Annotated in this window: 24 protein-coding genes; 10 read left to right on the plus strand and 14 right to left on the minus strand. The window is 69.5% G+C overall.

The window, feature by feature from the left end; genetic code table 11:
• Positions 1–6 precede the first annotated feature (6 nt).
• Positions 7–1,020 (plus strand): hypothetical protein, encoded by a 1,014-nt coding sequence (locus ENSA7_RS19785; protein ID WP_106090872.1) that lies wholly within the window; start codon positions 7–9, stop codon positions 1,018–1,020.
• 50 nt (positions 1,021–1,070) lie between these two features.
• Here ENSA7_RS19785 and ENSA7_RS19790 read toward each other — a convergent pair whose 3' ends face one another.
• Together ENSA7_RS19790 and ENSA7_RS19795 are read right to left on the minus strand one after the other, a co-directional pair.
• Complete coding sequence (locus ENSA7_RS19790) at positions 1,071–2,366, minus strand: outer membrane protein assembly factor BamB family protein (RefSeq protein ID WP_106090873.1); 1,296 nt, start codon at positions 2,364–2,366, stop codon at positions 1,071–1,073.
• A gap of 14 nt (positions 2,367–2,380) precedes the next feature.
• A complete protein-coding gene (locus ENSA7_RS19795) occupies positions 2,381–3,364 on the minus strand; it encodes a tetratricopeptide repeat protein (RefSeq protein ID WP_106090874.1) in 984 nt (327 codons plus the stop codon).
• Between the two features lie 70 nt (positions 3,365–3,434).
• On the opposite strand from ENSA7_RS19795, the gene ENSA7_RS19800 reads away from it, so the two are divergent.
• Positions 3,435–4,283, plus strand: a complete 849-nt coding sequence (locus tag ENSA7_RS19800; RefSeq protein ID WP_146157889.1) for a hypothetical protein — start codon at positions 3,435–3,437, stop codon at positions 4,281–4,283.
• A 61-nt stretch (positions 4,284–4,344) separates the two neighbouring features.
• Here the strand turns inward: ENSA7_RS19800 and ENSA7_RS19805 are convergent, their stop codons facing one another.
• The 3 genes from ENSA7_RS19805 to era form a co-directional block, all read right to left on the minus strand.
• Positions 4,345–6,057: a vWA domain-containing protein gene (locus tag ENSA7_RS19805; protein WP_106090876.1), complete on the minus strand. Its 1,713-nt coding sequence runs from the start codon at positions 6,055–6,057 to the stop codon at positions 4,345–4,347.
• Positions 6,058–6,340: 283 nt separating this feature from the next.
• Positions 6,341–7,813, minus strand: a complete 1,473-nt coding sequence (gene der, locus ENSA7_RS19810) for a ribosome biogenesis GTPase Der (protein WP_106090877.1) — start codon at positions 7,811–7,813, stop codon at positions 6,341–6,343.
• Entirely contained in the window at positions 7,806–8,837 is a 1,032-nt protein-coding gene (era, locus tag ENSA7_RS19815) for a GTPase Era (protein ID WP_106090878.1), read from the minus strand. Before era ends, der begins: the two co-directional genes overlap by 8 nt.
• 97 nt (positions 8,838–8,934) lie before the next feature.
• On the opposite strand from era, the gene ENSA7_RS19820 reads away from it, so the two are divergent.
• From ENSA7_RS19820 to ENSA7_RS19835, 4 genes are all read left to right on the plus strand, one after another.
• A complete protein-coding gene (locus ENSA7_RS19820) occupies positions 8,935–9,252 on the plus strand; it encodes a small ribosomal subunit Rsm22 family protein (RefSeq protein WP_106090879.1) in 318 nt (105 codons plus the stop codon).
• 57 nt (positions 9,253–9,309) lie between these two features.
• Positions 9,310–9,648 carry a PilZ domain-containing protein gene (locus ENSA7_RS19825; protein WP_106090880.1) on the plus strand — a complete coding sequence of 113 codons (339 nt, stop codon included), beginning with the start codon at positions 9,310–9,312 and terminating at the stop codon, positions 9,646–9,648.
• A 190-nt stretch (positions 9,649–9,838) separates the two neighbouring features.
• Positions 9,839–11,680, plus strand: coding sequence for a hypothetical protein (locus ENSA7_RS19830; protein WP_146157890.1), 1,842 nt, complete (start codon positions 9,839–9,841; stop codon positions 11,678–11,680).
• Between the two features lie 21 nt (positions 11,681–11,701).
• On the plus strand, positions 11,702–12,436 hold the full coding sequence (locus ENSA7_RS19835; RefSeq protein WP_106090882.1) for a LiaF domain-containing protein: 735 nt from the start codon (positions 11,702–11,704) through the stop codon (positions 12,434–12,436).
• A gap of 24 nt (positions 12,437–12,460) precedes the next feature.
• On the opposite strand, the gene ENSA7_RS43915 is transcribed toward ENSA7_RS19835, so the two are convergent.
• The gene (locus ENSA7_RS43915) at positions 12,461–13,330 is read right to left on the minus strand and encodes a hypothetical protein (RefSeq protein ID WP_181233924.1); all 870 of its coding nucleotides are present in this window, start codon (positions 13,328–13,330) and stop codon (positions 12,461–12,463) included.
• Positions 13,331–13,513: 183 nt separating this feature from the next.
• On the opposite strand from ENSA7_RS43915, the gene tmk reads away from it, so the two are divergent.
• Both tmk and ENSA7_RS19850 read left to right on the plus strand, forming a co-directional pair.
• On the plus strand, positions 13,514–14,155 hold the full coding sequence (gene tmk, locus ENSA7_RS19845) for a dTMP kinase (RefSeq protein WP_106090883.1): 642 nt from the start codon (positions 13,514–13,516) through the stop codon (positions 14,153–14,155).
• 99 nt (positions 14,156–14,254) lie between these two features.
• Positions 14,255–14,719 (plus strand): hypothetical protein, encoded by a 465-nt coding sequence (locus ENSA7_RS19850; RefSeq protein ID WP_146157892.1) that lies wholly within the window; start codon positions 14,255–14,257, stop codon positions 14,717–14,719.
• A gap of 7 nt (positions 14,720–14,726) precedes the next feature.
• Here the strand turns inward: ENSA7_RS19850 and ENSA7_RS19855 are convergent, their stop codons facing one another.
• Positions 14,727–15,173, minus strand: coding sequence for a hypothetical protein (locus ENSA7_RS19855; RefSeq protein ID WP_146157893.1), 447 nt, complete (start codon positions 15,171–15,173; stop codon positions 14,727–14,729).
• 119 nt (positions 15,174–15,292) lie between these two features.
• Between ENSA7_RS19855 and ENSA7_RS19860 the strand changes: the two genes are divergently transcribed.
• A complete protein-coding gene (locus ENSA7_RS19860; protein ID WP_146157894.1) occupies positions 15,293–16,066 on the plus strand; it encodes a zf-TFIIB domain-containing protein in 774 nt (257 codons plus the stop codon).
• 88 nt (positions 16,067–16,154) lie between these two features.
• On the opposite strand, the gene ENSA7_RS45810 is transcribed toward ENSA7_RS19860, so the two are convergent.
• The 7 genes from ENSA7_RS45810 to ENSA7_RS43925 all read right to left on the minus strand — a co-directional run bounded on the left by ENSA7_RS45810 (position 16,155) and on the right by ENSA7_RS43925 (position 25,127).
• On the minus strand, positions 16,155–18,284 hold the full coding sequence (locus ENSA7_RS45810) for a serine/threonine-protein kinase (protein WP_146157895.1): 2,130 nt from the start codon (positions 18,282–18,284) through the stop codon (positions 16,155–16,157).
• Between the two features lie 121 nt (positions 18,285–18,405).
• Positions 18,406–18,567: a hypothetical protein gene (locus ENSA7_RS43920; protein WP_181233925.1), complete on the minus strand. Its 162-nt coding sequence runs from the start codon at positions 18,565–18,567 to the stop codon at positions 18,406–18,408.
• An 87-nt stretch (positions 18,568–18,654) separates the two neighbouring features.
• Positions 18,655–21,123, minus strand: coding sequence for a RelA/SpoT family protein (locus tag ENSA7_RS19870; RefSeq protein ID WP_106090888.1), 2,469 nt, complete (start codon positions 21,121–21,123; stop codon positions 18,655–18,657).
• Positions 21,120–21,758 (minus strand): guanylate kinase, encoded by a 639-nt coding sequence (gene gmk / locus ENSA7_RS19875; protein WP_106090889.1) that lies wholly within the window; start codon positions 21,756–21,758, stop codon positions 21,120–21,122. Before gmk ends, ENSA7_RS19870 begins: the two co-directional genes overlap by 4 nt.
• On the minus strand, positions 21,748–22,692 hold the full coding sequence (locus ENSA7_RS19880) for a YicC family protein (RefSeq protein ID WP_106090890.1): 945 nt from the start codon (positions 22,690–22,692) through the stop codon (positions 21,748–21,750). The genes gmk and ENSA7_RS19880 overlap by 11 nt, the downstream gene beginning before the upstream one ends.
• A 143-nt stretch (positions 22,693–22,835) precedes the next feature.
• Positions 22,836–23,030 carry a hypothetical protein gene (locus ENSA7_RS19885; protein ID WP_106090891.1) on the minus strand — a complete coding sequence of 65 codons (195 nt, stop codon included), beginning with the start codon at positions 23,028–23,030 and terminating at the stop codon, positions 22,836–22,838.
• Between the two features lie 285 nt (positions 23,031–23,315).
• Positions 23,316–25,127, minus strand: coding sequence for an ABC transporter substrate-binding protein (locus ENSA7_RS43925; protein WP_181233926.1), 1,812 nt, complete (start codon positions 25,125–25,127; stop codon positions 23,316–23,318).
• 168 nt (positions 25,128–25,295) lie between these two features.
• Here ENSA7_RS43925 and ENSA7_RS43930 point away from each other — a divergent pair, with 168 nt between their 5' ends.
• Positions 25,296–26,036: a hypothetical protein gene (locus tag ENSA7_RS43930; protein ID WP_181233927.1), complete on the plus strand. Its 741-nt coding sequence runs from the start codon at positions 25,296–25,298 to the stop codon at positions 26,034–26,036.
• The last annotated feature ends 82 nt before the right edge of the window (positions 26,037–26,118 follow it).

The raw sequence follows: 26,118 nt of genomic DNA on the forward strand, positions 1-26,118 counted from the left end.
CCTCGGATGCGACCCGCTGTCTCCCTCGCGATCATGCTGGCGGTCGGCTGGCCGGCCGCGATCGCTGACGCGGGTCCGCCGATCGATTCGCCGCCCGCGGCTCCCGAACAACCACCGAGCCCCGACGCACCCAGCGACGGTCCACTAGATGGTCCGTTAATTTGGGACGAACCCGGCGGGTTCTGGCTGAGCGTCGAGCTCATCGGCCCGCGCGGCGCTCAGATCGACGCCGCCCGCTCGCTCGCTCAGCCACCCGTGATCGACGCGCTGCCCCGCGGTGGTTCGCCGCCACCCGGAGAGCTGGTCGGGCGAGTCGACACGCTCGAGCAGGCGCTCAGCTGGGTCGACGCGAACAGCTTCGCCCCGCTGGTCGAGGGCGAGGCCGCCACGCCGATCCCGGGCGGCCACCTCTACCAAGATCACGAGCTGTTCTTGACCGCGCTGGTGGTCACCGTCGGCTCGACCTCCAGCACCCACACCTACCCGTGGCCGACGGCCGACGTGCTCCCGATCCCCCCGGGCGCGGCCTGGCAACCGGCCAGCTTGGCGGTCGCGCGCGCGCCCCTGTTCGCTGCCCCGGCCCCTCACCTGCCGCCCGCCAGTGAGCGCTATCAAGTCGTCAGCATCGATGACGCCGTGTGGCTGCTCGATAGCGTCGATCGCTGTGATGACGACGGGACGTGCCTGCGCTGGGCGCAGATCTTGGTCCGGCGCGGCGATCGATTCTTCGGCGGCTGGGTGCCCGCGACCCAGGTGGTCCCCGACAGCGCCTGGGTCGGCGGGCCCGGTGAGCGACGCTTCGCCGTGCTGCTCAGCCATCGAACGCGCGCCGAGGCAGGCGTCGCGCTGATCGAGCAACGCGGAGACCGACGCGAGCCCGCCCTCGGGCTCCGTGCCGCGCACGCGGGCGCGGCCTGGCCCAGCGCGGTCGTCGAGGTCTTAGGCGAGGAGCTCGTGGCGCTGATCGGCGGTGAACCGGTGCTGACCCGACACATCGATCAGCTCGGGCCAGGCCTCTGACTGGTTTCAGCTTGGCCCAGCTCGACCCAGCTGAAACCAGCTCGGCCCGGTCACTGCGACAGGCGCAGGGCGTACAGCTGACCGCGGTCGGAGCTGGCGTACACCCGGCCGAGCACCGGATCGAAGCTGGGCTGGCCCGAGCTTCCGCTGCCGTTGAACAGGTGGCCGAGCAGCTCGCCGCTGACGGTCGCGTAGGCCAGCAGGCCGACGTCGGAGTGGGCGATGAACACGGTGGTCCCGACGACGAGCGGGGTTGCGAGCGAGCCGGGGTCGAGCTGCTGGTACCAGCGGACTCGACCGTCTGGCTCGAGCGCGTAGAGACCTTCGAGCGAGCTCGCGGCCAGGACCACGCCACCCGGGGCGGGGGCGAGGCTGCCGACCGCCCGGATCTTGGTGTTCCAGACCCGCGCGCCGTCGGCCTGCGCGAGCGCGAACACGCCGGACGCCTGGTTGGCGACCAGAACCTGACCGCGCTCGGGATCCAACACGGGCGTGGTGTCGACGTCGACGAACAAGCCCTCACCCTCGAGCGGCGCGAGCGACTCACTCCACTTCGGCGCGCCGCTCACGGCGTCGAGCGCCATGACCTTGCCGTCGGCGAACCCGGTGAACAGGACTCCACCTGCGCTGCTCGTGGGATCGAGCGGCGCCTGATAGGCCAGACCTGCGCGGCCGTAGACCGTGAAGTCCTTTTGAAACTCACCATCGTACTCCCAGACCCACTCACCGCCGCGAAGATCGACGGTCAAGATCTGGTCGCGCGAATTGGCGAAGTGCACGACGCCGTCGCCGATCACCGCGGGGGTGCGAACCAGGCCGTTGGTGCGGTAGCGCCAGCGAACCTGCTGGGTGTCGAGATCCACGGCCACCATCGCGCCGTCGTCGGTCCCGGTCAGCAGCCAGTTGGCGCGCTCACCAGCAGCGGCCTCGTGGCCCACGCCCTGCTCGGGATCGACGACCGCCAGCACAGGCACGCTGCTGAGCCCACCGCCGATGTCGAGCTCCCACACGAATTCACCGACGCGATCATCGAACGCGACGAGCATGCCGTCGCGGCTGCCCACGTAGACCAACCCGCGGCTGGGATCCGCGACCGCAGAGCCATACTCCTCGGTGCGGTAGCGGTAGTTCTCGGGGACCGTGAACTCGCTGACGAAGTCGACCGACCAGATCGAGCGAGCGCCGTCGCCCTCGGGCTCGTGGATGAGGATGGTCCGCTCGGCCGGGCCGCACGCCATCCCCAGAAAGCCAAGCGGGCCAAGCATGCCAAGCGTGCTCAGCAAGACCGAGCGCGCACGCTGGCCCGGCCTGGACCCACACTCACCCGTGCCGAGCTTGCCTGACATCACGGGCCCTGATCCTACGGTGAGATCGGCGGGGCCGAAGCCGGCGCGGACAGCAAGGCGGCAAACTCTGGGTCGAGCGCCTCGAGTCGATCGCGCACCATGGGCGTGGCCAGCTCCTCTTTGGGGAATTCCTCGAGGTACTGCCTGTAGATCGCCAGGGCCTCGTCGGTGCGCTCGAGCGCCTCGAGCACCCGGCCCTGGTGGTACAGCGCCATCGGCCGGTAGTAGTCGCTGGGATAGGGCGCGATCGCCTGGAAGCTGGCGAGCGCGGCGTCGAGCTCCCCCTTGGCCTCGAACGCGTTGCCTTGGCCCTCGAGCGCGAGGAACCGAAGCGGGTGGTCCCGGCCTGCGTCGTCGAGAAACAACGCGTAGTCGGCCAGCGCAGCGTCGAAGTCACCCGCTTGCACAGCCTGGGCGGCGGCGACCAGCGTGGCGTTCTGCTCGACCTGGTCGCGACCCGAGCTCTTGGCCTCGGCCATGGCCGCCGCGATCGCGGCGGCGCGCTCGTCCTCGGTCGTGAAGATCGGCATTCGATACATCTGGAGCGAGTCGCCGAGCCGCTCCTGCTCTTCGGGTGGCACCACCTGCCCGCGAACGATCGCAGCGGTCGCGGCTTGCAGGGTCCGCGCCGCCTCGGCGTCACCCTGCGCGCTGCGATTGGTGAGCATGACGCCCCCCCCGATCACGAGCACCGCGATGACGATCGCGCCGAGCACCAACTTGGGAGTGTCGATGACCTGACGACTGGCTTTTCGAACGCCGCGCTGGAACGCGTCGTCCTCTTTCTCAGCCTTGACGTTGGCCTTGCGCTTGCGCCGGCTGCGGTTCCAGGTGGGCAGCTCGGCCCGCTCGCCCGGTGCCCGGTCCCCGTCTCCACCAGGATCGCCACCAGAGTCCCCAGCAGGAGTGCCGCTGGGCTTGGCCTGGTCAGGACCGTCTGGATTGACCAGCTCATCCTTGCCCGGCGTCGCCGGCATGAAATCGAGGTCGTCGCTCACGGCTGGCCTATCTACAAGACCGCTCGACGCCTGTCCACCCGCGCGCCGCCAAACCGCTATGCTGAGGCCCGTGAGCGGCCAGCAACGCAGCGATCGCGTGGCGCGTGAGGGCCCGATCGCCCTCGGATTGCTGTTGTGTCTGGGCGCCTGGGCGCCGCCGACGGGGAGCCAAACCGAGGCGCCCGTTCCGCCCGCGGAGGCCGGCGACGAGTTCGGACAGGTCCCGCGCGATCCCGACGACGCCAGCTTCATGTCGCCTCCGAACAACCAACTCGGGCAGTGGAGCGCGGGTCGGGACCGGCCGATCACGCGCGGCTTCGACGACGATCACCGGGTCCAGCTCACCGCCGTTCCCACCTACGCGGCGTTCCGGGTGCCGTTCATCGGACGCGGGTCCACGCCGTTGCGCGGCGGCGGCGTCGGCCTCGAGCTCGACATCCGCATGCTTCGTTGGCTGTTCCTGCGAGTCCACGCCAGCCACACCGTGCACCCCGTGTTCGAAGAGACCGGCTTCGACGCGGACGCCAACGAGGTCGTGCTGTTCGCCAACGGCGGCCTGGTCCACGCGACCAACACCGGGGGCTCGATCGTCTACGCCCTCGACATCGGTCGGTTCGTCCCGCGCGTCGACGTCGGCGCCGGGCTGTTGTTCGTGCGCAGCCCGACCGCGGCGCAGCCAGGCCAGTGGGGCGCCGAGTGTCGTCAAGGTGGCGTGTGCGACCTGGGCCTGAGCTGCAGCGCCGACGACCTGTGCACACCGACCCCCGCCCCCGAGCTCCACGCGGGCATCGGTCTGGACGTCCTGCTCGGTCAGCGCTGGGCGGTCGGGCTCTCGCTCCGCTACTACGCCCTGCTCCAGGCCCTCGCCCAGCTACCCGTCTACGTCCACGGCAGCGTCCGCCTGTCCGTCCGCTTCTGACTGTTAAAAAGACGAGCCCCCTCGAGGAGGGGGCTGAGGGGGCTCGACTTTTCGCAGCACCCTAGCCGCCGATGCCGGGGCAGGTGACGTCGGGGAAGTCGGCGAGCGAGCAGGTCGCCGAGATCGAGGTGCCACCCGTGGCGGGGAAGCCGGGGCGCCGGGCGATCTTGAACTCCAGGTTGAAGTTCTCGTCCATGCAGTACTCGGACATGTCGTCGCCGACCGAGCCGGTCGACATCGAGTCGTCGGTGAGCAGCGCGTAGCAGACGTTCACGCCCGTGCCGGGCATGGAGTAATCGCCGTTGCCGTCGAGCACGTAGCCAGCAGCGTCGCGCTCGCACTCCTGGATCTTGACGGTGTTGTCGTTGCCGGGCGGGTCTTCCTCGACCGTGCACTCGGGATCGACGATCTCCGTGGAGGCGTCGGTGTCCTTGACGCACTTGGTGTAGCAGGCCGGCTGGATCTGGTCGCGGATGCGCTGCGCGATCGCTTCCATGGCGAACGAGTAGTCCTGCTGGCAGATCGAGAACATGTTGCCAGGCGTGAACTCTTCGACGAGATCACGCAAGCGCACGGGCGGGACCGCCTGCACGGGCTCGGCCGGGTTGATCGGGTTGGGCGCCTCGCAGCCGGGCCCGATGCCGAAGCTGCTCTGGAACATGGGGTTGGTGCCGCTGACGTCGCCGTAGAAGGGCGTGCCGTCCGACGCCACGCCGCCGATCAACGCGACGATGACCTCTTGCTCGGCGTTGAGCTCCTGCTTCTCCTTCTCGAGGCCGTCGAGCAAGCCGATGTAGCGGCTCATTGGATGCAGCACCGCGTCTTTGTTGTCGACGCCGATGTTGCCGTCGACGTCCTTGTTGACGGCGTTGCACGCGTCGTAGTTGCTGGGGTCACCCTCGCAGTCCACGCCCGCGTTCCAGCACACGGCCGAGGTCGGGAACGCGGCGGCTGGATCCGACCAGAACACGCGGTTGCCGTCTTGCTCGAAGATCTCGGCGAAGCTCTTGTTGTACGAGCAGTCGGCCTCGTCGGTCACGAACACGACCGCCAAGATCGCGCTGGCGCGCAGGAACCCGTAGCTGCCGACCTCCTCGGCGTTCTGGGCCCGGATCAGCGCGAGGTACATCGACTCGAGCTGCGACTCGAACCCGCAGCCGTTGATGCCCTGCGGGCCGAAGCACTTGAACGCCTCTTCGGTGTCCGTGGAGTCCGGGATGTTCTTCTTGCCCTCGATGTTCTCGAGCCACTTTCGCGGCTTGGGCGTGCTGTCGTAGTCGGTCGTGCTCGGCAAGACCTCGAGCGCGGTCGCGTCGAGGGTGCAGATGTCGTTGCAGGCGAGATCGGTGACGTCGGTCTCACCGTTGTTGAAGATGAAGTCGCCGATTCGCGCCTTGCACGAGCTCAGCACCAGGTTGCCGGCCTCGGGCGTGGTCGTGCCGGGCGGACACCAGGGGTTGCCGTTGTCGGAGGTGGTGATGCCGAGCCGGTAGTTGGCCTCGACGTCGTCGGCCTCGAGCACCTGGATGAACGATCCGAAGTTGTTGGCGAGGATCGCCTGCTCTTCACCCATCGACCCGGAGTTGTCGATCACGAACAGGATGTCGACGTCTTTGTTGACGGTGAGCTGCAGCTGATCCTCGACCTCGGATCCCTTCTCGAGTTCGACGGGCTTGAGCGGATGGTTGAGGCAGCCGCTGGTCATGGTCATGGTCATGGCCACGGCGCAGCCGGCGAGTAGAGTGAACTTGGTTCCAAGCTTGAGGGGCGACATGAGCTGGTCTCCTGCTCCGACAATGCAGATCGGGGGGCGGGCTAGGGCATTAATACCCTCCCGCCTTCATTTATGGCAAGGTTGAAGCTGCATGTTCTCAGGTGACGTGGCCCAAGCCAAGGGCCCACCTGACAGCTCCACGTCAACAGAGTTGGCACACTCGGCTCGATCGCCGGCTCAACGGGTCTAGCACCCACATCTCGCAATGTGCGCAGCTGCGATCGAGCCGGGCTCGCGGCCGCTCGGATCCGCTGCGGCCGGGGTCGGTGCCGGAAAACGCGGGTCAGCGCTTGGCAGATCGCTCTTTGTTGGCGCGCCCACGCCCACGCACGACCAGGCGCACGGGGATCCCTCGCAGGTGCCAGCGCCGACGGATCCGACGGATCAAGTAGCGCTCGTAGTCTGGACCCAGGCAGCGACCGTGGTTGGCCGAGATCACGATCAGCGGTGGCTCGGTGTCGGCTTGGGTCGCGAAGTACAGCCGGACTGGCTTGGCCCGCCACATCGGCGGATTGTGCTCGGCCACGGCCGCCTGCAGCTCCTCGTTGAGCGCGGCGGTCGGGATGTGCTTGGCCAGCGCCGCGGCGGTGCGTAGACACGCGTCGAGCAGCTCGTCGAGGTTGAACGACTTGCCCGCGCCGCGATCGCGACCTGGCCCGACGACCGAGGTCTTGACCAGCCAGGGGTGCTCGAGGAACGCCAGCGACTCCTGGGCAGCGAGCAGCCGCTCACGCGCGAGCTTGCCGTCGTACTTGACGAGATCCCACTTGTGCAGGGCCACGACCACGCCCTTGCCGCGGATGAACGCCATCCGGGCCAGACGCTGATCTTGATCGGTGACCCCCTCGGTCGCGTCGATCACCAAGATCACGACCTGGGTCCGCTCCATGGTCCGGATCGACTTGATCGCCGCGAGCTTCTCCATCGCGCGGGCGACCTGCTTGCGGCGGCGCAGCCCGGCCGTGTCGGTGAGCACCAGATCCCGATCTTTGTACTTGAAGGGCAGGTAGATCGGGTCGCGGGTGGTCCCCGGTTGATCCGAGACGATCACCCGCTGGGCCTGCAACAAGGTGTTGATCAGCGTCGACTTGCCGGCGTTGGGCCGGCCGATGAAGGCCAGCCGCGTGCCCGGTGGGATCGGCGTCGGCATCACCTCGGTCGCGTCCGGCAGGCGCTCGAGCAGGGCGTCGCAGAACTCGCCGACGTTGCGCCCATGCGCGGCCGAGATCGGGTGAACCTCGCCGAGCGAGAGCTCGTGCAGGGCGACCGCCGCGAGCTCGCGCTTGTCGTTGTCGACCTTGTTGGCCGCGACCAGCACTGGCTTGCCGCTGCGGCGCAGGTGCTCGGCGATCTCGAAGTCGACCGCCGTCGCCCCCTCGCTCGCGTCGACGACGAACAGGATCAGATCGGCCTCCTCGATCGCGACCTGGGCTTGGCTGCGAATGTCGGCGGGCAGTCCGGTGTCGAGGCTGGGGTCGAGCCCACCGGTGTCGACGAGCAGGAAGTGGCGGCCCTCCCACGAGCCGACGCCGTACAGGCGATCACGGGTGACGCCCGGCTTGTCCTCGACGATCGCCTCGCGGCGCCCGACCAGGCGGTTGAACAGGGTCGACTTGCCGACGTTGGGCCGGCCGATGATCGCGACCAGCGGCGCGGAACCAGCGACGCCGGCACCTGAGGCCTCGGCGACCTCGGCCGCGACCTCGGCGGCGAACTCGGCGTCGTCGTAGCTGGGATCGGCTTCAACCTCAGTCATTGGATCCTCCTGTCTGGTCGAGCTCCGGGCTACCCGCGACTTCGGTCTGCGCCCGGTAGCCCAGCTCGTCGAGCTTCTTGGGATCCTTGGTCCAGCCCGGCGTGACGCGGACCTCGACGAACAGCTCGCAGGGCCGCCCGGTCAGGGCCTCGATCCGCTTGCGGGCGCCGATCGAGATCGCCTTGATCGACCGGCCCTTGGCCCCGATCACGATACCTTTTTGGCTGCTGCGCTCGACGTGGATCAGCGCGTCGATCCGGTCGCGCTCGCGCAGCTCCTTGAAGTCGGTGATCGTCACGGCCGAGCTGTACGGCAGCTCCTGGCCGAGCCGCGCAAACAGCTCGGCGCGGATCAGCTCGGCGGCGTGCCAGCGCATCGATCGATCGCTGAGCTGCTCGGGGCCGTAGTAGGCCGGCCCCTCGGGCAGCGCGCCCTCGACTTCGGCGCGGAGGGTGTCGAGTCCCCGCGCGATCTTGGCGCTGACGGGGACGACCGCGTCGAAGGTGTGCACCGCCTGCCACTTGCCGATGATCGGCAGCAACAGATCACGATCCGCGAGCAGATCGCACTTGGTCAGGACCAGGACCATGCGCGGCCCCTGCCCTGCGACCAGCTCGGCGAGCCGCTCGACCACCGCGCGCGCGCCCGGGCCTGGCTCCCACTCGGCGGCCGCGGCCGCGCCTTCGGGACCGGCCGGGAAGCTCGGCACCTCGGCCAACATCAAGATGAGATCCACGCCTCGAGCCCCGCGCAAGGCCTCGGCGACCATGTATTTGTTGAGCGCGGACTTGGCCCGGTGGATCCCAGGCGTGTCGACGAGCACGGCCTGAAACCGATCGGTCGTCCAGATCCCCAGCATCCGCTCGCGGGTGGTCTGCGGCAGCACGCTGGCGACCGCGAGCTCCTCACCGAGCAGCGCGTTGAGCAAGGTCGACTTGCCGACGTTGGGCCGGCCACACAGCGCGACGTAGCCGGAGCGGAAGCCCGGCCGCGAGGACGCGTCGGTAGGTGGATCGGCAGCCATGGGCGACGGGGTTATTGGCGAAATGCCGGGTCTAGACAAGCGGCCCCGCCGAACACCGGTCGTGGACTTTCGCGCGTGGTGTTCCTAGACTCGCGCCGTGGTCGACGGGGATGACGCGCAGATCGGCTCGGACGCGCCCGCTTTGTCCGCTGGTGGCACCTCGCGCGATTGGAGCCTGCTCAGCCTCGGCGCCGGGCTGTTCAGTGTTGGATGGGCGGCGGCGATCCTGTGGCCCAGCGTCGGTGACCTCCCCGCGTGGCCGGCGGCGAGCGTCGGGATCTTCGCCTTGATGTTCGCGCGGGCGCCCGGTCGCCCGCTGCTGCGCGGGCTCGGTGCGTTTCTCGGCGCGCTCGGTCTGATCGTCGGCGCCGGCAAGATCCTGGCGCTGTGGGGCCTGTTGGAACTGATCACATGAGCATGTGCTACATGTAAGATATTTGGTTCCATCGGAGCACACGCCGATCATGTGTCCATGCAAGAACGGCGCAGCGCAACTCGTATCGACAAGGTGTTCCGAGTGCTGATCTCGACTGAAGAGTTTGGCGACCAGGGCTACGTCGCCCGCAACATCTCGGCGACCGGCATGTTCGTCGAGATGGCCGAGCCGCTGCCGCTCAACACCAAGGTGATCGTCCGCTTCACCCTGGCCAATGAGGACGCGGCGATCTGTGCGCTGGCCCGGGTCCAGAACCACTACTACGTGCACTACAACGACCGCGACGAGCTCCGCGGGCTGACCGGCGTCGGCGTTCGCTTCCTTCGCTTCGTGCCCGAAGCTGGGGCCCCGGTGCCCCGCGAGCGCATGCACTGAGCCGGAGCCGGCGCCCTCGATGGTTCTGGGAGAATCCAGCTGTTGCCATTCAAGCCACTTGAATTACTTGGCTTTTTGAATCGACATCACTGACTTCACGAGCTCGCACGGCGGCCGATCAGGGCCGCGGCGGGCTCGACCTTTTCGGGGAAAATTTCGGATTTGTCCGCGAGTCCGCTAGCCCACGATCGTGGCTCGCCGCTCCCCTGCCCTGCTCGGCTTGCTGGTCTTCAGTGTGACCGGCTGCACGGGTCCGCCCGCCGAGGTGGTCATCGAGACTCGGGTTGGCGAAGAGCGAGCGCGCACCGATCTCGAGGCCGCGCGCGAGACGACGGCGGCGCTGCTCGAGGTTGGCGAGCAGTGGTGGGCGCAGCGAGACCAGCGGCGCGCGGTCGGCCAGATCGTCGACTCGAGCGCGGGCGCGGACACGAAGGCGTCGAGCGCCCCCGAGCCGATCGCCTACGACCCGTTGCCGCCGCGGGATCCGTCGGGCTTCGCGGCCCAGGTTCACGCGCTGCGAGAGGGTCCGCTCGATGAAGCCGTGCTGCTCACCCGCAACCTCGCGGAGGCAGGACCGAAGCTATGGCCCGAGATCGCGCCATTGTTGCTGGCCGAGCGCGACCGGCCCAAGCGCGAGTACAAGCAGGTGCTCGCGCTGATCGGCGGCGACGTGCCCAACCGCTATGGCCACTTCGCGCTGCACTGGAAGAAGGCCCACGGATACGACGTGCGCGTGTCCGAAGACTGGTTCGAGGATCTGCTCGGCGTCGCGACTGCCCGGATCTCCACGCCGCTGCACCCGGTCTACCGCGACGCCCTGCTGACCGTCGCGCTGCTGCGCGCGGCCTCCAAGGCTGCCCGAGAGGACCCCAAGCTGGTCGCCGACGTGGTCTCGACCTTGCTCGACAGCGGCTACGTGCTCGATGGGACCTTCCGCGATGAGGTCGGCCGCGCGATCGATGCGATTGGCGACCCTGCGATCCCGCCGCTGCTGCGCGAGTCGGTCGCACCCGAGGGCGCCGACGAGGCGTCGACGGCCGCTCGCCGAGCCGCCTACGCGACCTACTGCCTCGACCGCATGGACCGACTCCATCCCTCGCGGGCGATCGAAGCCGTGTCGCACGAGCGGCGGCTGCTCGCCGACGTGCTGCAGGCCTACGCGATCGTGCGCGATGGCGAGGCCGCGCCGCTGCTGCTCGACCACGTCGACGCCGACGCCCCAGGCGTGCGACGGGCGGCCCGGGACGCGTTCGAGAGCTACGTGACCGGCCCGCTGCCGAGCGTCCGCCGCAAGTCGATCCGGCTGCTCGGCGGCCGCACCAGCACCCAGCGCGCCGAGCTCAGCTACCGCGAGCACGCACGCCTGGCGATCCGCCAGCGACTCGAGACAGCGGCGCCCGAGCTGCTCGAGCCCGAGTGCGAGCTGCGGCTGGGGGGCGGCCTCGTCGACGCCAAGTGCGAGGGCCAACCCGAGCGATTGTTTGGGGCCTACATCGATCTGCTGGATCGACGGCGCCTGGCCCGACGCGACGCGACCGTGGCTCAGGCCCTGTCGAGCGACGATCCCATCGCGGGCGCGGCGATGCTCGACACCCTGCTCAGCGACGGCAGCGAGCCCGTCGATCCCGACTTGATCGCGCCGTTCTACTCCGAGGTTGCGATCGAGATCGAAGCGTCGGGTGATCCCGCCCGCGCGGCCCAGCTGCTGCGCAAGAGCGCGATGCTGCTGGCCGACGTGGACGCCGATCGAGCCCGCGAGCTCAGCGTCGACGCGCTGGTGCTCGAGGCCCAGGTCGACGGCGTCGACGAGCGCGGGCGGATGATGTTGCTCGGCACCGCCCGCGACCTCGCGCCCGACGAGCCGACGGTCACGGCTGCGCTCGGACAGCTCGAGGCCCAGATCGACGAGTCCACCGCGACCACCCGCGGACGCCTACGTCTTTACCTGTTGGCGCTGCTGGCTTGTCTCGGGGTCCTGGCGTGGATCGGCACGCGCATCCACCGCCCCCACGAACCCGCGCGAGAATGTTAGTGATCTCCCGAGTTGTCATCTGTGGATCACGAGCGAGCACCGACGAACCTGATCGCGCTGCGCGATGCCAAGCAGCGAACCGAAGCCCTGATCACCGCGGGCTACGCAGAGGGCCTGATCGATGACGACGAGCTCGAGCGCCGACTCGACGCGCTGCAGGACGCAGACAGCCTGCCTGCGCTCGAGCGCTTGACCGTCGATCTCGTCGGTCACGTGGGTGAGGCGGCGGCGAATCTGCCGGTTCCAGTCGCGCCCGCCAGCGTCGCGCTCACGCGGGACGTCGCGCTCACGCGGGACGTCGCGCCCAGGCGCAGCATCGTCGCGCTGTTCGCCAGCATCGAGCAGCGCGGCACCTGGGTGCCCGCCCGCCGCAACCGCTTCGTCGATGTGTTCGCCGCGGCCGAGCTCGACTTCCGCGACGCCCACCTCGGGCCGGGCGAGACCCACATCGAGCTGCGCTGCGTCTTCTCCTCGGCCCGCCTCATCGTGCCCCCCGGCCTCGCGGTCCGGGTCGAGGCCAACATCGTCCTCGGTGCGGTCGAGCGCGATCACGGCGTCAGCGAGCGGGCCCACGCTCCCGGCGATCCGATCCTGGTGATCACCGGACTCGTCGTGTTGGCGTCGGTCGAGATTCTCGAGCGCCTCCCCGATGAGCGCGACCGCGACGCTCGCAAGCGCCATCGCCAGCAACGCCGCCAAGCCAGGCGAATCCGCCGCGCCGACCGGCGAGCCAAGCGGCGATTGAACCCCGGCTGATCGGGCGACGCCCGCGACGCCCGATCAGTCGGGCGCGGGGAGGTTGTCGAGGCCTGGATCGCGCGGGGGCTTGCTGGGCGAGATCGACGGGACCTTGCGCGCGGGCTCCTTCTTGGGCGTCGACTTCTTCTTGGTGCCCGAGCTCTTCTTTTGGGGCGCAGGCTTGGGATCTTCCGCGGGCTCCGGCGCGGGCTCGGGCGCCGGCTCGGGCGTGGGTGCCGGCTCGACGGCGGGCGTGGGCGCGGGGTCGGCTGCGGGCGTGGGCGCCGGGTCCACGGCGGGCGCCGGGTCCACGGCGGGTGCCGGGGCGTCGGCCGCGGGGACCTCTGCGCCCGGTTGTTCCGGCGCGGCGGCGGGTGCAGCGGCCGGCGCGGGAGCCTCGGCGACCTCGTCGGCCTTCGCGCCAGCGTTGTCGCCGCTCGCCATCAAGAAGAACGCCAACAGCCCGCCGACGACGACGACGACGATGCCCCCGATCAGCCAGGTCGTCCCACCGCCGCCGCTGAGGTTGCTGGCCTGTCGCTCCTCTTTGACCGAGATCGCCGCGAGATCGGACCCGTCGGCGAAGAAGGTCTTGTGCTTGCCGCCGGCTCGCGCCTCTTCCGAGAACGCCCCCTCGAACTCGTACACGGTGTTGCCAGCCCCGGCTATCAGCTGATCGCCGCCCCGCTTGGGCGTGGCCGCTGGCGGAGGCTGAGCGGGAGCTTGGGCCTGCTGTTGATACGGCTGGGCCTGCTGGTGCTGAACCTGCGGCGGGGAGCCACCCGGCAACGTCACGGCGACGCCGGGGGGTGACGCGGCCACGTACTGCGGTTGGCCAGGCGGTCCGTCCTGGACCACGGTCTGACCTTGGTCTGGGTGCCCTCCGTATTGGTTGTTGGCTGGCTGGTTCACGGCGCTCCTCGGGCATTGTAGAGGACTGTCCAAGCGAGCGCATGACCTGGTTGGTCGCGCACGTCCACGCGGTTGCACCGCGGCCTGGGCCAGACCCTGCCCGCGGAGAGTGTGCCACGTCCTTGCCCGCGAGCGCACGCTTGGCCTCGCCTCGACGCTGGTGCAACATGCGTCGACGCAGGGATGAACGAGCAACCGACAGCCCAAGCCCCCCGCTTCGTGGTGTTCGAAGGCATCGACGGCAGCGGGACGACGACCCAGCAAGCCCGGGTCGCCGAGCGCCTGCGCGCGCGCGGTCACCGAGTTCACGAGACCCGCGAGCCATCCACCGGGCAGATCGGCGAGCTCGCCCGCGCGCTCCTGGCGGTGGTCCCGGGCCGGCCCGTCACCGTCGACCCGGCCGCCCTCGCCCTGCTGTTCGCCGCAGATCGCCTCGAGCACCTCACCCGCGAAGTCGAGCCGGCGCTCGCTCGCGGTGAGATCGTGATCTGTGATCGCTACGTGATCTCGTCGTGGGTCTACCAGTCGCTCGAGTGTGACGGCGCCTGGGTGCGGACGCTCAACGCCCGGGCCCGCTGGCCGGACCTCACCTTCGTGTTCGACCTCGACCCGACGCTGGCCCTGGCGCGCGTGGCCCAGCGCCGCGCCAGCACCGGACAGGTGGTCGAGCGCTTCGACGTGCCCCAGACCCAGCGCGACCTCGCGCGGGGCTACGCGGAGGTCCTCGCGGATCAACTCGACGGCGTCGAGCGCGTTGACGCCTCGCTGTCGATCGACGCGGTGACCGAGGCGATCGTGGGCCGCTGCATCGCTCACGGGTTGTGAGCCTCGGCCCGCGCGTGCACAAAACTTGCGAGCGGACACGCGGGCGCCGATGGTGGGCGCATGCGCGCTCGCTCGGTCCCACTGCTCATGCTCCTCGCGATGGGCTGTCGACCCACTACCGGCACCGACAGCTCCCCCGATGAGCCGTTGATCGACGCGGCCAGCGACTCGAACGCAGCCCCGGCGACCACGGCCGAGGGTCCTCCCCGGCCCGAAGGTGCGATCTTTCGAAGTGAGCTGCTGCGCGCGACCCAGGGCGGGTCAGCTGCGTACCTCATGGCCCAGATCGGCCCCGAAGCCTACCGTCCGCAGGGCCGGTTCGAGGGCTGGATGATCACCCGGGTGTGGCCCGGCGATCCTGACCTGTGCACGCCAGGCTGTGATCTACGCCCGGGTGACGTGATCCTGAGCGTCAACGGATCCAAGCTCGAGACGCCCGAGGAGCTGAGCAACTTGCTCGCGCACATCGATCAGATCGAGTCGATCGAGCTGACGGGGATCCGCGACGGCGCGTTCTTCGAGCGCGCCCACCCGATCCTCCCGGATCCCCCACCGAACGACTAAAAATCGCTCAGTACTGCTCGTCGTCGTCCTGGTAGGCCTGCGCCGCCGAGTCGTCCGGCTGCGGTTGTGCGTACTCGGGCTGCGCGTACTCGGGCTGCGAGTACTGACCATCGCTCTGCTCGGTCTGCTCCTCATATTGGCCGCTCTGCGCCGCATAGCCACCACTCTGGGCCGCGTAGCCTCCGCTCTGCTCAGCGTAGTCCCCGTCCCCCTCGACATCGACGGCGTACTCGCTCTCGTCGCTCTCGGCGTACTCGCCCTGGCTCTGCGCGTCACCGTCGACCGCGTACTCGCCCTCGCCATACTGCCCCTCGTCCATGTCGACGACGCCAGAGTCGAACTCCTCGACGACCTCGGGCGCACCCGAGGGGATCGGCGGCATGCTCGGCGCGGTGGGGCGAACGCCCGCCTTCCAGTCGGCGATGGTCTGAACCAGCATCTCGTAGGCGATCATCGCCGCCATCCTACCATGTTTGACCCCAACCTAGACCTGGGCAGTTCGCCGACTGCAACCGCTGGTCGGCGACGCGCCGCGGTCTCGGCGGGGTCACTTACTTGCTAGTCTGGGGCGGCGTGGATGCACCAGCCTACTACTGTCCTGCCTGCGGAGGTCCGCAGCGCCACGCCGGTCGCGGCAATTGCGACTACTGTGGGGCGGTCCGGGTGCCGCTCGGGGTCCCAGATCCGCGCAGCTCCGCGCCCTGCCCCCACTGCCTGACCTTGGTCGACGGCCACCACGGGTTTTGTCCGAGCTGCGGCCACGCCCAAGGCGAGACCCCGCCACCATCTGCCCAGGGCGAGTTTGCGTGCCCCGCCTGCGCCGACCAGATGTCGATCTGGGCGCTCGATCCTCGCATGACCGAGGCCGGATACCGCGGCAGCGAGGCGCAGATCCACGGCTGTCGCGGATGCGGAGGTGCGTGGGTGGATCGGCGGACGCTCGACGAGATGATCGCGTGGGCCAAGGCGCACGCGAACCTTCGGCCGGACGACGTGAAGCGCCAGACCATGGCGATCTCCGAGGTCGTCCACTATCGGCCGTGCCCGAGCTGCCGACAGCGGATGAACCGACGCAACTTCGCGCGCTACTCGGGCATCGTGGTCGATGAGTGCCGCAGCTGCGGGACCTTCTTCGACGCGGGTGAGCTCGAGGGCGTGGTCGCGTTCGTTCGCACGGGAGGCTTGGCGCTGGTCGAGCGCCGCGAGGCCGAGGCCAAGCGAGCGGAGCGTGGCCACCTGCCGATGCTGTCCTCGCGGACCGACGCCGAGCTTCCCAGCACCGAATTCGACCTGGTGATTCCGTTCCTGCGATGGGTCGGCCAGTGGGTCCGCCGCATCGCCAGGTGACGCCGCATCGCCAGGTGACGCCGCATCGCCAGGTGACACCGCATCGCCAGGTGACGCCGCATCGCCAGTTAACACGAGTCCGCCGGGATCACAGCACCGCGACGATGATGATCACGACGACGAGCACCACGACGACTGCCACGCCGATGAACAGGCCAGTCTTCTTGGTCTCGTAGGGCTCGATCTCCGCGGACGGGATCGGTGTCGCCAACGCGGGCGCAGGCGCAGGCGCGGGTGCAGGCATGCCGCTCTCGATCGCGGGGCGCGTGGGCACCGGGGCCGGCACCGGGGCGCTGGGCTCTCGGGCTTCCACGGCCGCCGGGATCTCCGGCGCTTCCCCCATGATCAGGGTCTGCTTGCTGACCCCAGCGGGGGCTTGGGCTGCGTACTGGGCCGTCGGCTGCTGCTCCTCGGCCGCCGCCTGGACGGGCTGCTCGGCCGTGGTCACGAGCTCGTCGGGATGGGCCTGATCCGCCGCTTGCTCGGCCGGGACCAGCGGCTTCTCCATGAACACCGTCCAGCCCTTGGAGTCCGACGCGCCGATCTGGGTCTGAGGCTGAGCCGGGTCCTGGGGCTGAGCCGGGGCCTGCGGTTGCGCGACCTGCGAGGCCGGTGCTGCCGTGGGATCGGCTGGCGCACCTGGAGACTCGGCCGGAACCTGGGCCTCCATGAACATCGTCCAGCCACGAGTCGACGGTGCGCCGGCTGCTGGCGAGGGCTGTGCCGGCTGAACCGGCTGAACCGGCTGAACCGGCTGAGCGGGCTGAACCGGCTGAGCGGGAGCCGGATCGGCCGGTGCTGGCGAGGCGGCCTCCCCTGCGGGCGCCTCCGCCTCCATGAACATGGTCCAGCCCCGCGTCGACGGCTTGGCCGGTTGAACGGGCGCGGCCGGTTGGACCGGCGCCGCCGGCTGAGCGGGGGCGGCCGGCTGAATCGGTGCGAGCGGCTGAATCGGCGCCGGGACCTGGGCCGCAGGAGCGGGCGCCATGGCGGGTGGCGTCGGAGAGGCCGGCGCGCCGTCTTCAGCCTCCATGAACATCGTCCAGCCCCGAGTTGACGGCGCGGCGGCGGGCGCCGGCTCGGGCGCGGCGGCCTGCGCGGGCGCGGGCGCCTGCACGGGCGCCGGGGCCGGCGGGGCCACGTCGGGGCTCGCGTCGTCCCCAGACTCGGGCGCCTCCATGAACATCGTCCAACCCCGCGTCGACGGCTTGGCCGCGGCGGGTGCGGGCGCGGGCGCGGACGGTGTGGGCGCGACCGGACTCGGCGCGGGCGCGGGCGCGATTGGACTCGGCGCGGGCGCGCTCGGGACCACCATCCCCGCGGGGGCCGGGGCGGCGGGCGCGGGACTGGCCGCGGGGGAGGCACCAGGCGCGGCCTCTTGCGCCTCCATGAACATCGTCCAACCCCGCGTCGACGGCTTGGCCGCGGGCGCGGCGGTCGATGGACCCGAGCTCTCACCCGCCAGCTTGTCGAACTCGGCCAAGAACTGCTTGAGCATCATCGGCCGCATGCGGGCGTCCTTGCTCAGGGCGCGCTTGAGCATGGGGTCGACGTTGGCGGCCTCGCGGTTGGCGTGCAGATCGAGCTTCTCGGTCGCGCTGCCACCAAACAAGGGCTGGCCGCTCAACAGCTGGTGGGCGATCGCGGCGAGGTTGTAGATCAGGGTGCGCTGGTCGACGACCTTGCCGGTGACCTGCTCGGGCGCGATCGAGTCGAGCGCGCCGTGGGCGGCGCCACCTTGCGGCTCGCCGACCGCGAAGCCGAGCACCTTGAGCCCACCCGCGGTGCTGAACACCACGTTGCTCCCGAGGTTGCGATGGATGACGCCAACTTTTTGGGCAGCGAGCAACGCCCGACCGACCCCCGCCACGGTCGCCCCCATCACGTCCGGTCCGAGCTGGCCGACGCCGTCGAGCGTCTGGCCAGTGATGGGCTCGTTGATCTCGTAGACGCCGCCGTCCTCGAGCTTGCCGGACCCGAGCACCTTGGCGATCTCGGGCACGTCGATGCCCTCGAGCTGGCGGAGCTCTCGCAGCGAGCGCTCGCGGATCAGCGTCGACGAGAAGCACGCCGCCGCGTAGACGGTGAGGTGCACATCGCCACCTTGCGGATCCTTGGCGAGGTACGTGGCAGCGCCCGAGCGCACGCGGATCTTCGAACCAATCGTGTGGCCGTCGATCACGAATCCCGGGGAGAGCTCAGGCGAAGGTGTCGTCATGCTTGCTCCACACCGATGATCGCACCGGCGGTTTGCCCGAGCACACTACGCGCTGGCCCCACACCGGATCAAGAAACTCGGCTTTAGAAACTTGGCTTTGCTGGGCTCGCGCCCATGCGACTCAGTTGGACGTGGGCGCGGCTTGACCCGGCTCACCACAAGCCGCGAACAACTCGGCAGCGGAGAGCGTGCTCTTGCGACTCTGCTTGACCTTGCGGTCATGCCCAGCGTTCTTGTGACGGCGCTTGCGCTTGCGTCGGAGGATGTTGGTATCGGAGGCCATGTCGTGCTCGCTTTCTCGCTCAACCCGGTGGCGCCTCGCAGCGCCACCCGGCGAGGGACGGTCAGATAACCGTGGCCCGCCGGCTTGTCAATCGGGCCCCGAGAACACCCGCTCGACGCTGATCACCCCGTGGACCTCGCGGAGGTGATCCAACAGGGTCTCGAGCCGCTCGAGCGAGCCAACGGTCGCGTGAAAGGTGTTGAGCGCGAACCGGCCGTCCTCGTAGGCGCGGCAATTCGCCTGCTTGATGTTGAGCCCCGTCGCCGAGAACGCCCGGCTCATCTCGGCGAGCAGCCCGACGGTGTTGGCCGTGCGGACGCGCACGGTCACCGGACGCTCGGTCTCGAATTCGGCATCCCACGCCAAGAACACCCGCTCGTGCAGCTCGTCGACCGCGACCGGGCAGCCCTGGACGTGGGCGACGATGCCCCGGCTGGGAATTCGGAACCCGGTCAGGGGATCGCCCGGCAACGGCGAGCAACACACCGCCAGCTGGATCAGGCCGCTCTCCACCCGGGCCTCGTCGATCTCGATTGGCGCGCCGCCAGCCTCACCCGCGCGCGGCTCTCGCGACTCGTCGGGCCGGCGACGAAACGGCCGAAACAGCCGGCCCAGCACGCTCTCGCTCGGGACCGGCTCCGGGTCGAGCGCGCGGACGACCTGGCCGATGCGCATGTCGCCGTCGCCGATCAGCTCGTACAGGCGATCGATGCCGCGCTCTTGGCCGATGCCCAGGCCCTCGAGCTTGGCCTCGAGCTCGCCGCTGGCCTCGAGCTGGGCGAGATCGACGCTGCGGGTCTCGAGCCGCTGCCGCAGCAGCGAGCGGCCGGTCTCGATCGCCAGCGAGCGCGCGCGCTGGCGCAGGAACTGCTTGATCCGGGCCTTGGCCCGCGAGGTCGCCACGATGTCGAGCCACTCATCGCGGGGCTCGACCTTGGGATCGGTGAGGATCTCCACGGTGTCGCCCTGGCGCAGGCGATAGCGCAGCGGCACGACCTGACCGTTGACCCGGGCGCCCGCGGCGTGGAGCCCGACGTCGGTGTGGACGGCGAACGCGAAGTCGATCGGGGTCCCGCCCTTGGGAAAGGTCTTGAGATCGCCGTCGGGCGTGAACACGAACACCTGATCGGCGAACAGCTCGCGCTTGACGGCCTCGATGAACTCGGTGGGATCTTCGACCTGGGCCTGCCAGCCCATCAGCTCGCGCAGCCAGCCGAGCTCGCTGGCCTGCAGGCCCCGCTGAAGATCCACGACCACCCCCCGCTCGGCGACCGCGTCCATCTCGCGCGAGCGGATCTCGAGGTACAGGCGGACCGCGTCGCGGTCGAGCACCTGTGAGTGCAGGCCCTGATAGCGGTTGGCCCGCGGCAGCGCGATGTAATCGCGGATCGAGCCGGGGATCGGCTTGAACCGGGCGTGGATGTGGCCGAGCGCCAGGTAGCAGGCGTCGCGATCGGCGGTGATCACCTGGTAGGTGACCATGTCGCGCAGCTTCTCGACCGAGCGCCCGCGGTTGCGCAGCTCGTGCACCTCTTGGGGGGTCAGCACGCTGGCTCGAAACTCGACCGCGCCAAACAGCTCGCGCCGCCACGGCCGCAGCTCGACGTCGCCGCTGCGCAGGTTGCCCGGCCCAGCCGGCCTGGCCGCGGCCAGATCGCTCGACTCGCCGCCCACGAACGCGTCGCGCAGCAGCTCGAGGCCGCGATCGATGTGGGTGGGCTCGGCCGTCAGCAGCGCGACCATCTGCCCGCGGATCTCCTTGGCCGCGACCGGCTCGAGGTAGCGAAACGAGAGATCCGCCAGCTCCCGCCGGATCCAGTCGATGCCCAGCAGCCGGGCCAGCGGCGCGTAGATGTCGGCGGTCTCCTGCGCGATCCGGCGCTGGTTCGACGGCGGCATCGCGTCGAGCGTGCGCATGTTGTCGACCCGGTCGCACAGCTTGACCACCAGCACCCGAATGTCGCGGCTCATGGCGACCAGCAGCTTGCGAAAGCTGACGGCCTGATTCTCGCGGCGCGACAGATACGGGACCTTGCCGAGCTTGGTGACGCCGTCGACCAGCAGCGCGATCTCGCGACCGAAGCGCTCGGTCAGATCAAACACGGTCAGCTCCGAGTCTTCGACGGTGTCATGCAGGATCCCCGCGACCACGCTGGGCCCGTCGAGCCCGAGCCCGGCGATCATTCGGGCGACCCGCAGCGGGTGGACCAGGTACGGGTCGCCGCTCTTGCGCATCTGGCCCGCGTGACAGCTCTCGGCCAGCTCGAAGGCCTCGCGGACCTGCTCGAAGGTCTCGACGTCGAGCCGACGGCGGACCTCCGTCGCGAGGTGCTGGAACTCGCGGGCCAGCAGGACCTCGGCGGCGCCCTCGCCGACCATGGGGTCGCCCATGATCATGTACTCGCCGCTCGACAGCTGATCGAGGTGGGGATCCGACGCCGCCGGGTCGAGCTCGCTCCCCTCGCCCGGCTCGGCCTCCCCCCGCTCGGTGTCGGTCTCGGTCCCGGGCGCAGGCTCGAGCTCGAGTTCGCCGAGTGGCACGGACGGCGCGCTCACCAGGGCAGCTCCTCCTGGCCCTCGATCAGCTGCTTCGCGACGGCAGCCTGGCGACTGCGCCGGTGCAGCGCACTCACATAGACCGCCCGCAAGGCGTCGTAGGCCCGTTCTAGCTCGTCGTTCACGATCAGAAAGTCATACTCATCGTAGTGCGCGAGCTCGGACCGAGCCACCTTGAGACGCTGTGCGATCACCTCGTCCGAGTCGGTGGCCCGTCGGCGGAGCCGTCGCTCGAGCTCGCGCAGCGACGGTGGCAGGATGAACACCAGCACGACCTCTTCGGGGAAGCTGCGGCGGAGCTGACGACCACCTTGAAAGTCGATGTCGAACAGGATGTCACGGCCGTCGGCCAGCGCAGTCGACACCAGCCGCCCAGCGGTCCCGTACATGTTGCCGTGGACCATCGCGTACTCGGCGAACTCGTCGTCGGCGGCCATCTCCTGGAACCGCTCGCCGCTGACGAAGTGGTACTCGACGCCATCGGTCTCGCCGGGCCGCGGCTCGCGGGTCGTGTAGCTGACCGAGAATCCGATGCTGGGAAATTCCTGGCGGAGCCGGTTACACAGCGTGGTCTTGCCAGCCCCCGAGGGCGAGCTGACGACCAACAACAGACCACGGGGGCGCTCACTCGACATTCTGAACCTGCTCACGAATCCGCTCGATGGTGCGCTTGGCGTTGATCACGACCCCGCTGCCGCCGTGGCTGGTGATTTTACTCCCGATCGTCGTGACCTCGCGGAGCAATTCTTGACTGAGAAAATCCAAGGTCTTGCCCTGGCCGACCTCGGGCGGCGACCCCAGGACCGTACGGGCCTGCTCGAGGTGACTGGCGATCCGGGCCAGCTCCTCGCTGACATCGCCACGCACGACCAGCAGCGCGAGCTCCTGCTCGAGCCGCTCTCGGTCGATGCGGGCGGCCCCGATCTGGCTCGAGTCAACCCGCGCGAGCAGGCCCTCACAGCGAGCCGCGAGCTCGACGAGCAGCCGCTCACCCTCGGGCGCGACGGTCTGCTCGACCTGCGCGACCTGGGCCTCGAGCTCGTCGTAGAGCGCCGCGAGCGTCGCCGCGAGCGCCCCCCCCTCGACCCGCCGCATCTCAATCAGCTTGGCCAGCGCCTCCTCGACCAGCTCGTCGATGAACGCCGGGGCCTCGTCCGCCGCGCTCGAGCCGGTCCGCGAGGCGGCCTGACTCGACGCCAAGAACCGTAATAAATCCAGCGAGGTAGGCGGCGAGACCTGAACCGAGACCCGAGCCGCCTCGTCCGCCAACGAGCCCAGCGCGCGCAGCAGCGACGCGACCTGTTGACGCTCGATGCCAACCGCCGCGAGCGGATCGTCGAGCAGCTCGCCGGCCCCCTCGACCCGGACCGACACGTCGACCCGCCCGCGCCCGAGCTGCGCTTCCACGGCGCGACGCAGGCGGTGCTCGACGGCCACACCAAACGGCTGGCGAAGCTTGAGCTCGAGGTAGCGAGCGTTGACCGAGCGCAGCTCGACGTGGACACGCACGCCCCGCTCGGTCCACGGGCGGTCGGAGACGCCGAACCCGGTCATGCTGAGGATCGGCATTGGCGAACAGGGTGCTGGTTTTGCGACCGGCCGGCAAGCCGGCCGACTTGCCGCTGGCCCGCCAAATTGCGGCGAAGCCGACCCGCGCGAGGGCCGAGGGCCGAGCGCGGGCCGGCTTCGCCGGACCTGGAGAGATCGGCTCACTACCGACTCGAGGAGAACACCCGGCTCGCGGCCTCGACCGCCAGCTCGATCTCGTACTCGGCGTCGTACTTGGCGAGCATCCGATCGATGACGTCGCAGTGCGGCTCCGTGGTGTCGGGCACCAGCAGTTCGCTGGCGTAGTCCTGGAGGTGGTTGGGGGTGAGAAGGGAGAACAACAGGATCACGCTGGTCATTGGTTTGTACCTCTCGCTCGCGTCAGCCCAGCGCAAAGCTGAACTGTCGGGTCATGCCGCGCGACGCTCGAGTGCTCCACCTGGGTCGGTGGACGGGTGGGTCTTCCCTGGCTGTCGCTCGTCGCGGGCGGTCGCTGCTCTTCGCTTGTACGAGGGCGGCGGCACGTCCGAAAGAAAACGACAAGTTTTGCGGACTACTGGACGAATTCGCCGGCTGTTCAGGGTTTGGGCGTTCAGTAGATCGCCCGAGTGCCAGCGACCCGCGGCCCGCGGCCCGCGGCCCGCTCAGGTCCCCCAGTCGATGTCGCCGGCGATCAGGCCCAGCCGATCCAGGCGCGGGATGTCATCGACGAACTCGATCCCGGTCAGCCGCCGCGACGCCAGCATCACGTGAGACGGCGCGTGCAGCATCGACACGACCCGCAGCTGCGCGAGACGCTCGGCGATCTGCTGCTTGGCCCGGTCGCGCGCCGCACGATCCGGCGCGCCGCGGTAGTCCGACAGCGCGCGGTCGAGCTCCTCGTCGGCGACGCCAGCGAAGTTGATCGTCCCGCGGCTGTGGAACAGCTCGTACAGATCCTCGTCACTGTGGCCACCAAAGTGCAGCAGGGCGGTCTTGAACTCGCCCTTGCCGAGCAGCACCAGCACGTAGTTCCAGCCGGCCGTGGCCTCGGGCGTGACCACCCCGATCGACTCCCACGCGGCGACGATCCGCGAGACGATCGCGGCCGGCCGCCCCGATCGCGCGTCCCAGGTCACGCTGATCCGCAGCGAGCCGCCCGGTCGCCGGCGGATCCCTTGCTCCAGCGGCCACTCGAGCGCGTCGAGCCCGGCCGCCGCGCCGACCAGCGCCGCGATGTCGTCGTCGAGCGACGGCATCACCAGCAACCCGCCGCGGACCGGCTCGCCGAGCTTGATGTCCTCGAGCGCCTCGAGATCGATCGGCGTGGGCTCATGCAGATCGACCGGCGCCGCGGCGGCCAGCCCTGGAGCGCCGTAGATCTCGCGGGCGATCGCCGAGATCGGCAGCGCGTCGTGCATGACCCCGCGCAGCGGGGCGTTGGCCTGGATCCCGCTCGCGACGTTCCACAGCAGCAGATCGTACTGTGGCGGGCTGACCAGCCAGGCCGCGAACCGGCCCGACATCCCCGGCTTGCCGAGCTCGACGGGCACGTGAACGGGCGCGAGCTCCGGGAGCAGGTGGATCTCGCCGCGCCGCAGAGCCGTGAGCGCGTGGGCACCATCGGCGATCGCCCGAAACACGATCTTGCCCGCGACCGCGCGGCGCTCGGGGTCGTGGTAGTCGGGGAACCGCTCGGCCACGACGCGATCCTGGCCGAGCGTGGTGATCGCCATGGGCCCGGTCCCGATCGGGTGCTGGGCGAACTGGGTCTCGCGCCCGCGATGGGCCTCGCGCGGGACGATCTTGACGGCCGCGAGCGCCTCGAGGGCCAGCGGATCGCGCTTGTCGAGGCCAATCCGAACCCAGCGCCCCGGATCTCGATCGCCGCCCCCGCCGCGCGGCCCATCGACGACCTCGACGCTCGAAAAGTTGGTGAGCCCGTGGCGCTGGCGGATCCACACGCGCCTGCGATCGAGCCAGTAGGTCAGCGAGTAGACCACGTCGTCGATCGTGAGCTCGGTCCCATCGTGGAACCGGATCCCCGAGGGGATGTGACAGGTGATCGAGGCGACCGCGTACTCACGATCGACCTCGCAGCGATCCGCGATCGCGGGCTCGGTCCACGGGTAGCGATCGCCCGTGCGACGGACCAGCCCCTCGAACACGAGATCCTCCGCGATGCGCATCGCCCACGGCTCGAGGTCATCGTGGGGATCCAGGCGACGCGGCAGCTGCGGCAGCGCGATCGCTATGGCCTCGTTGAGCGCAGGATCCGCGGGGTCGCCCGTGCCACCGTCGACCTGCCCGATCCCAGCAGATCCGCCCACGCCCGCCGCCTGCGGGTCGTTCTGTGCGGTGCCGGTCTCGCCCCGACACCCGAGCGTGAGCGCGAGCGCAGCCACGAGCGCGACCCGCAAGCGCGCCCAGGCGGGGCGACGCGCGCCGCAGCTGGCCAACCGGAGCCTGGGCTTCATCACCCCGAGGCTGCTGAACTCGGACCGCGGACGCAAGTCACGGATGCGGGTTGCGGCGTGTTGCACATGGACTTTTAACTCCAGCCCGTGATACACGGGCCCACGCGGCAAAACCGCCAGCGAATCCCGGTGCCCGACCACCGCCGTCGGGACGGAGGCAGCCCCTCGATGAAGTTCCGCAACACCTTCGTTCTCGCCACTCTGGTCGCCCCCCTCACCTTCGGCTGCGCCGAAAAAATTGAGGACACGGGGCCAAAAGAGGAGGAGCTCCCCAACATCAAAGTCGAGCTCCCCCCGGCGCCCGACTTCGACGAGGCCCGTGCGCCCGTGAAATGGGAAGGCGACCCCGACGGCGCCTACTCGATCTTCGGTCTGCGCAAGGACATCGACGATCGCCTCAAAGAGGGCGAGGCCGGCCAGAAGATCGTCGTCAAGGGCTACGTCCAAGAGATCTACGTCCCGCCCGAGTGCCCCGAGGGTCAGCTGTGCCCGCCCGGCAAGCAGCCGCACTTTTGGATCTCGGACACCCCCGACGAGAAGGGCAAGAAGCGGGCGATGATGGTGGTCAACTACCACTTCCCGATCCCCGAGTGGGACACGGACACGCTCAAGCAGTGGGAAGAGCAGCCGCTGGTCATCGTCGAGCTCGGCAAGCAGTACACGATCACGGGCGAGTTCCGGCGCTTCTCCAAGTCCGGGTTCGCCCACGACAACGGCCTGCTCGAGTTTCACTCGTACAAGGCGCCCAACCCCGATCCCGAGTCGGGCGGCGAGCTCATCTGGATCTACCCGCCCAACTCCGACTGGCATCCGCAGACGGTCGCCGCTACCGAGGCGCAAAACGCCGAGATGCAGGCCCGCATGCAAAAGGACGCCGAAGCGATCAAGAAGCAAAAGGGCGACGGCTAAGGGGTTGGTGTCAGCTCGGGCCAGGCGTCTGGCCCGCTTGCACATTGCAGTGGACAACGAGCTGCTGTGTGCGATCCGGCAC

It is taken from the genome of Enhygromyxa salina (assembly GCF_002994635.1).
GTDB classification, from domain to species: domain Bacteria; phylum Myxococcota_A; class Polyangia; order Nannocystales; family Nannocystaceae; genus Plesiocystis; species Plesiocystis salina_B.

What these genes read in the sequence shown, in the direction of transcription:
- ENSA7_RS43930 (WP_181233927.1), top strand. Translation starts at nt 25,296, where the DNA reads ATGAAGTTCCGCAACACCTTCGTTCTCGCCACTCTGGTCGCCCCCCTC.
- era (WP_106090878.1), bottom strand. Translation starts at nt 8,837, where the DNA reads ATGGCTGCCGATCCACCTACCGACGCGTCCTCGCGGCCGGGCTTCCGC.
- ENSA7_RS43925 (WP_181233926.1), bottom strand. Translation starts at nt 25,127, where the DNA reads ATGAAGCCCAGGCTCCGGTTGGCCAGCTGCGGCGCGCGTCGCCCCGCC.
- ENSA7_RS19880 (WP_106090890.1), bottom strand. Translation starts at nt 22,692, where the DNA reads ATGCCGATCCTCAGCATGACCGGGTTCGGCGTCTCCGACCGCCCGTGG.
- ENSA7_RS19850 (WP_146157892.1), top strand. Translation starts at nt 14,255, where the DNA reads ATGGGCTGTCGACCCACTACCGGCACCGACAGCTCCCCCGATGAGCCG.
- der (WP_106090877.1), bottom strand. Translation starts at nt 7,813, where the DNA reads ATGACTGAGGTTGAAGCCGATCCCAGCTACGACGACGCCGAGTTCGCC.
- ENSA7_RS19855 (WP_146157893.1), bottom strand. Translation starts at nt 15,173, where the DNA reads ATGATCGCCTACGAGATGCTGGTTCAGACCATCGCCGACTGGAAGGCG.
- ENSA7_RS43920 (WP_181233925.1), bottom strand. Translation starts at nt 18,567, where the DNA reads ATGGCCTCCGATACCAACATCCTCCGACGCAAGCGCAAGCGCCGTCAC.
- ENSA7_RS19790 (WP_106090873.1), bottom strand. Translation starts at nt 2,366, where the DNA reads ATGTCAGGCAAGCTCGGCACGGGTGAGTGTGGGTCCAGGCCGGGCCAG.
- gmk (WP_106090889.1), bottom strand. Translation starts at nt 21,758, where the DNA reads ATGTCGAGTGAGCGCCCCCGTGGTCTGTTGTTGGTCGTCAGCTCGCCC.
- ENSA7_RS19885 (WP_106090891.1), bottom strand. Translation starts at nt 23,030, where the DNA reads ATGACCAGCGTGATCCTGTTGTTCTCCCTTCTCACCCCCAACCACCTC.
- tmk (WP_106090883.1), top strand. Translation starts at nt 13,514, where the DNA reads ATGAACGAGCAACCGACAGCCCAAGCCCCCCGCTTCGTGGTGTTCGAA.
- ENSA7_RS19805 (WP_106090876.1), bottom strand. Translation starts at nt 6,057, where the DNA reads ATGTCGCCCCTCAAGCTTGGAACCAAGTTCACTCTACTCGCCGGCTGC.
- ENSA7_RS45810 (WP_146157895.1), bottom strand. Translation starts at nt 18,284, where the DNA reads ATGACGACACCTTCGCCTGAGCTCTCCCCGGGATTCGTGATCGACGGC.
- ENSA7_RS19825 (WP_106090880.1), top strand. Translation starts at nt 9,310, where the DNA reads ATGCAAGAACGGCGCAGCGCAACTCGTATCGACAAGGTGTTCCGAGTG.
- ENSA7_RS19785 (WP_106090872.1), top strand. Translation starts at nt 7, where the DNA reads ATGCGACCCGCTGTCTCCCTCGCGATCATGCTGGCGGTCGGCTGGCCG.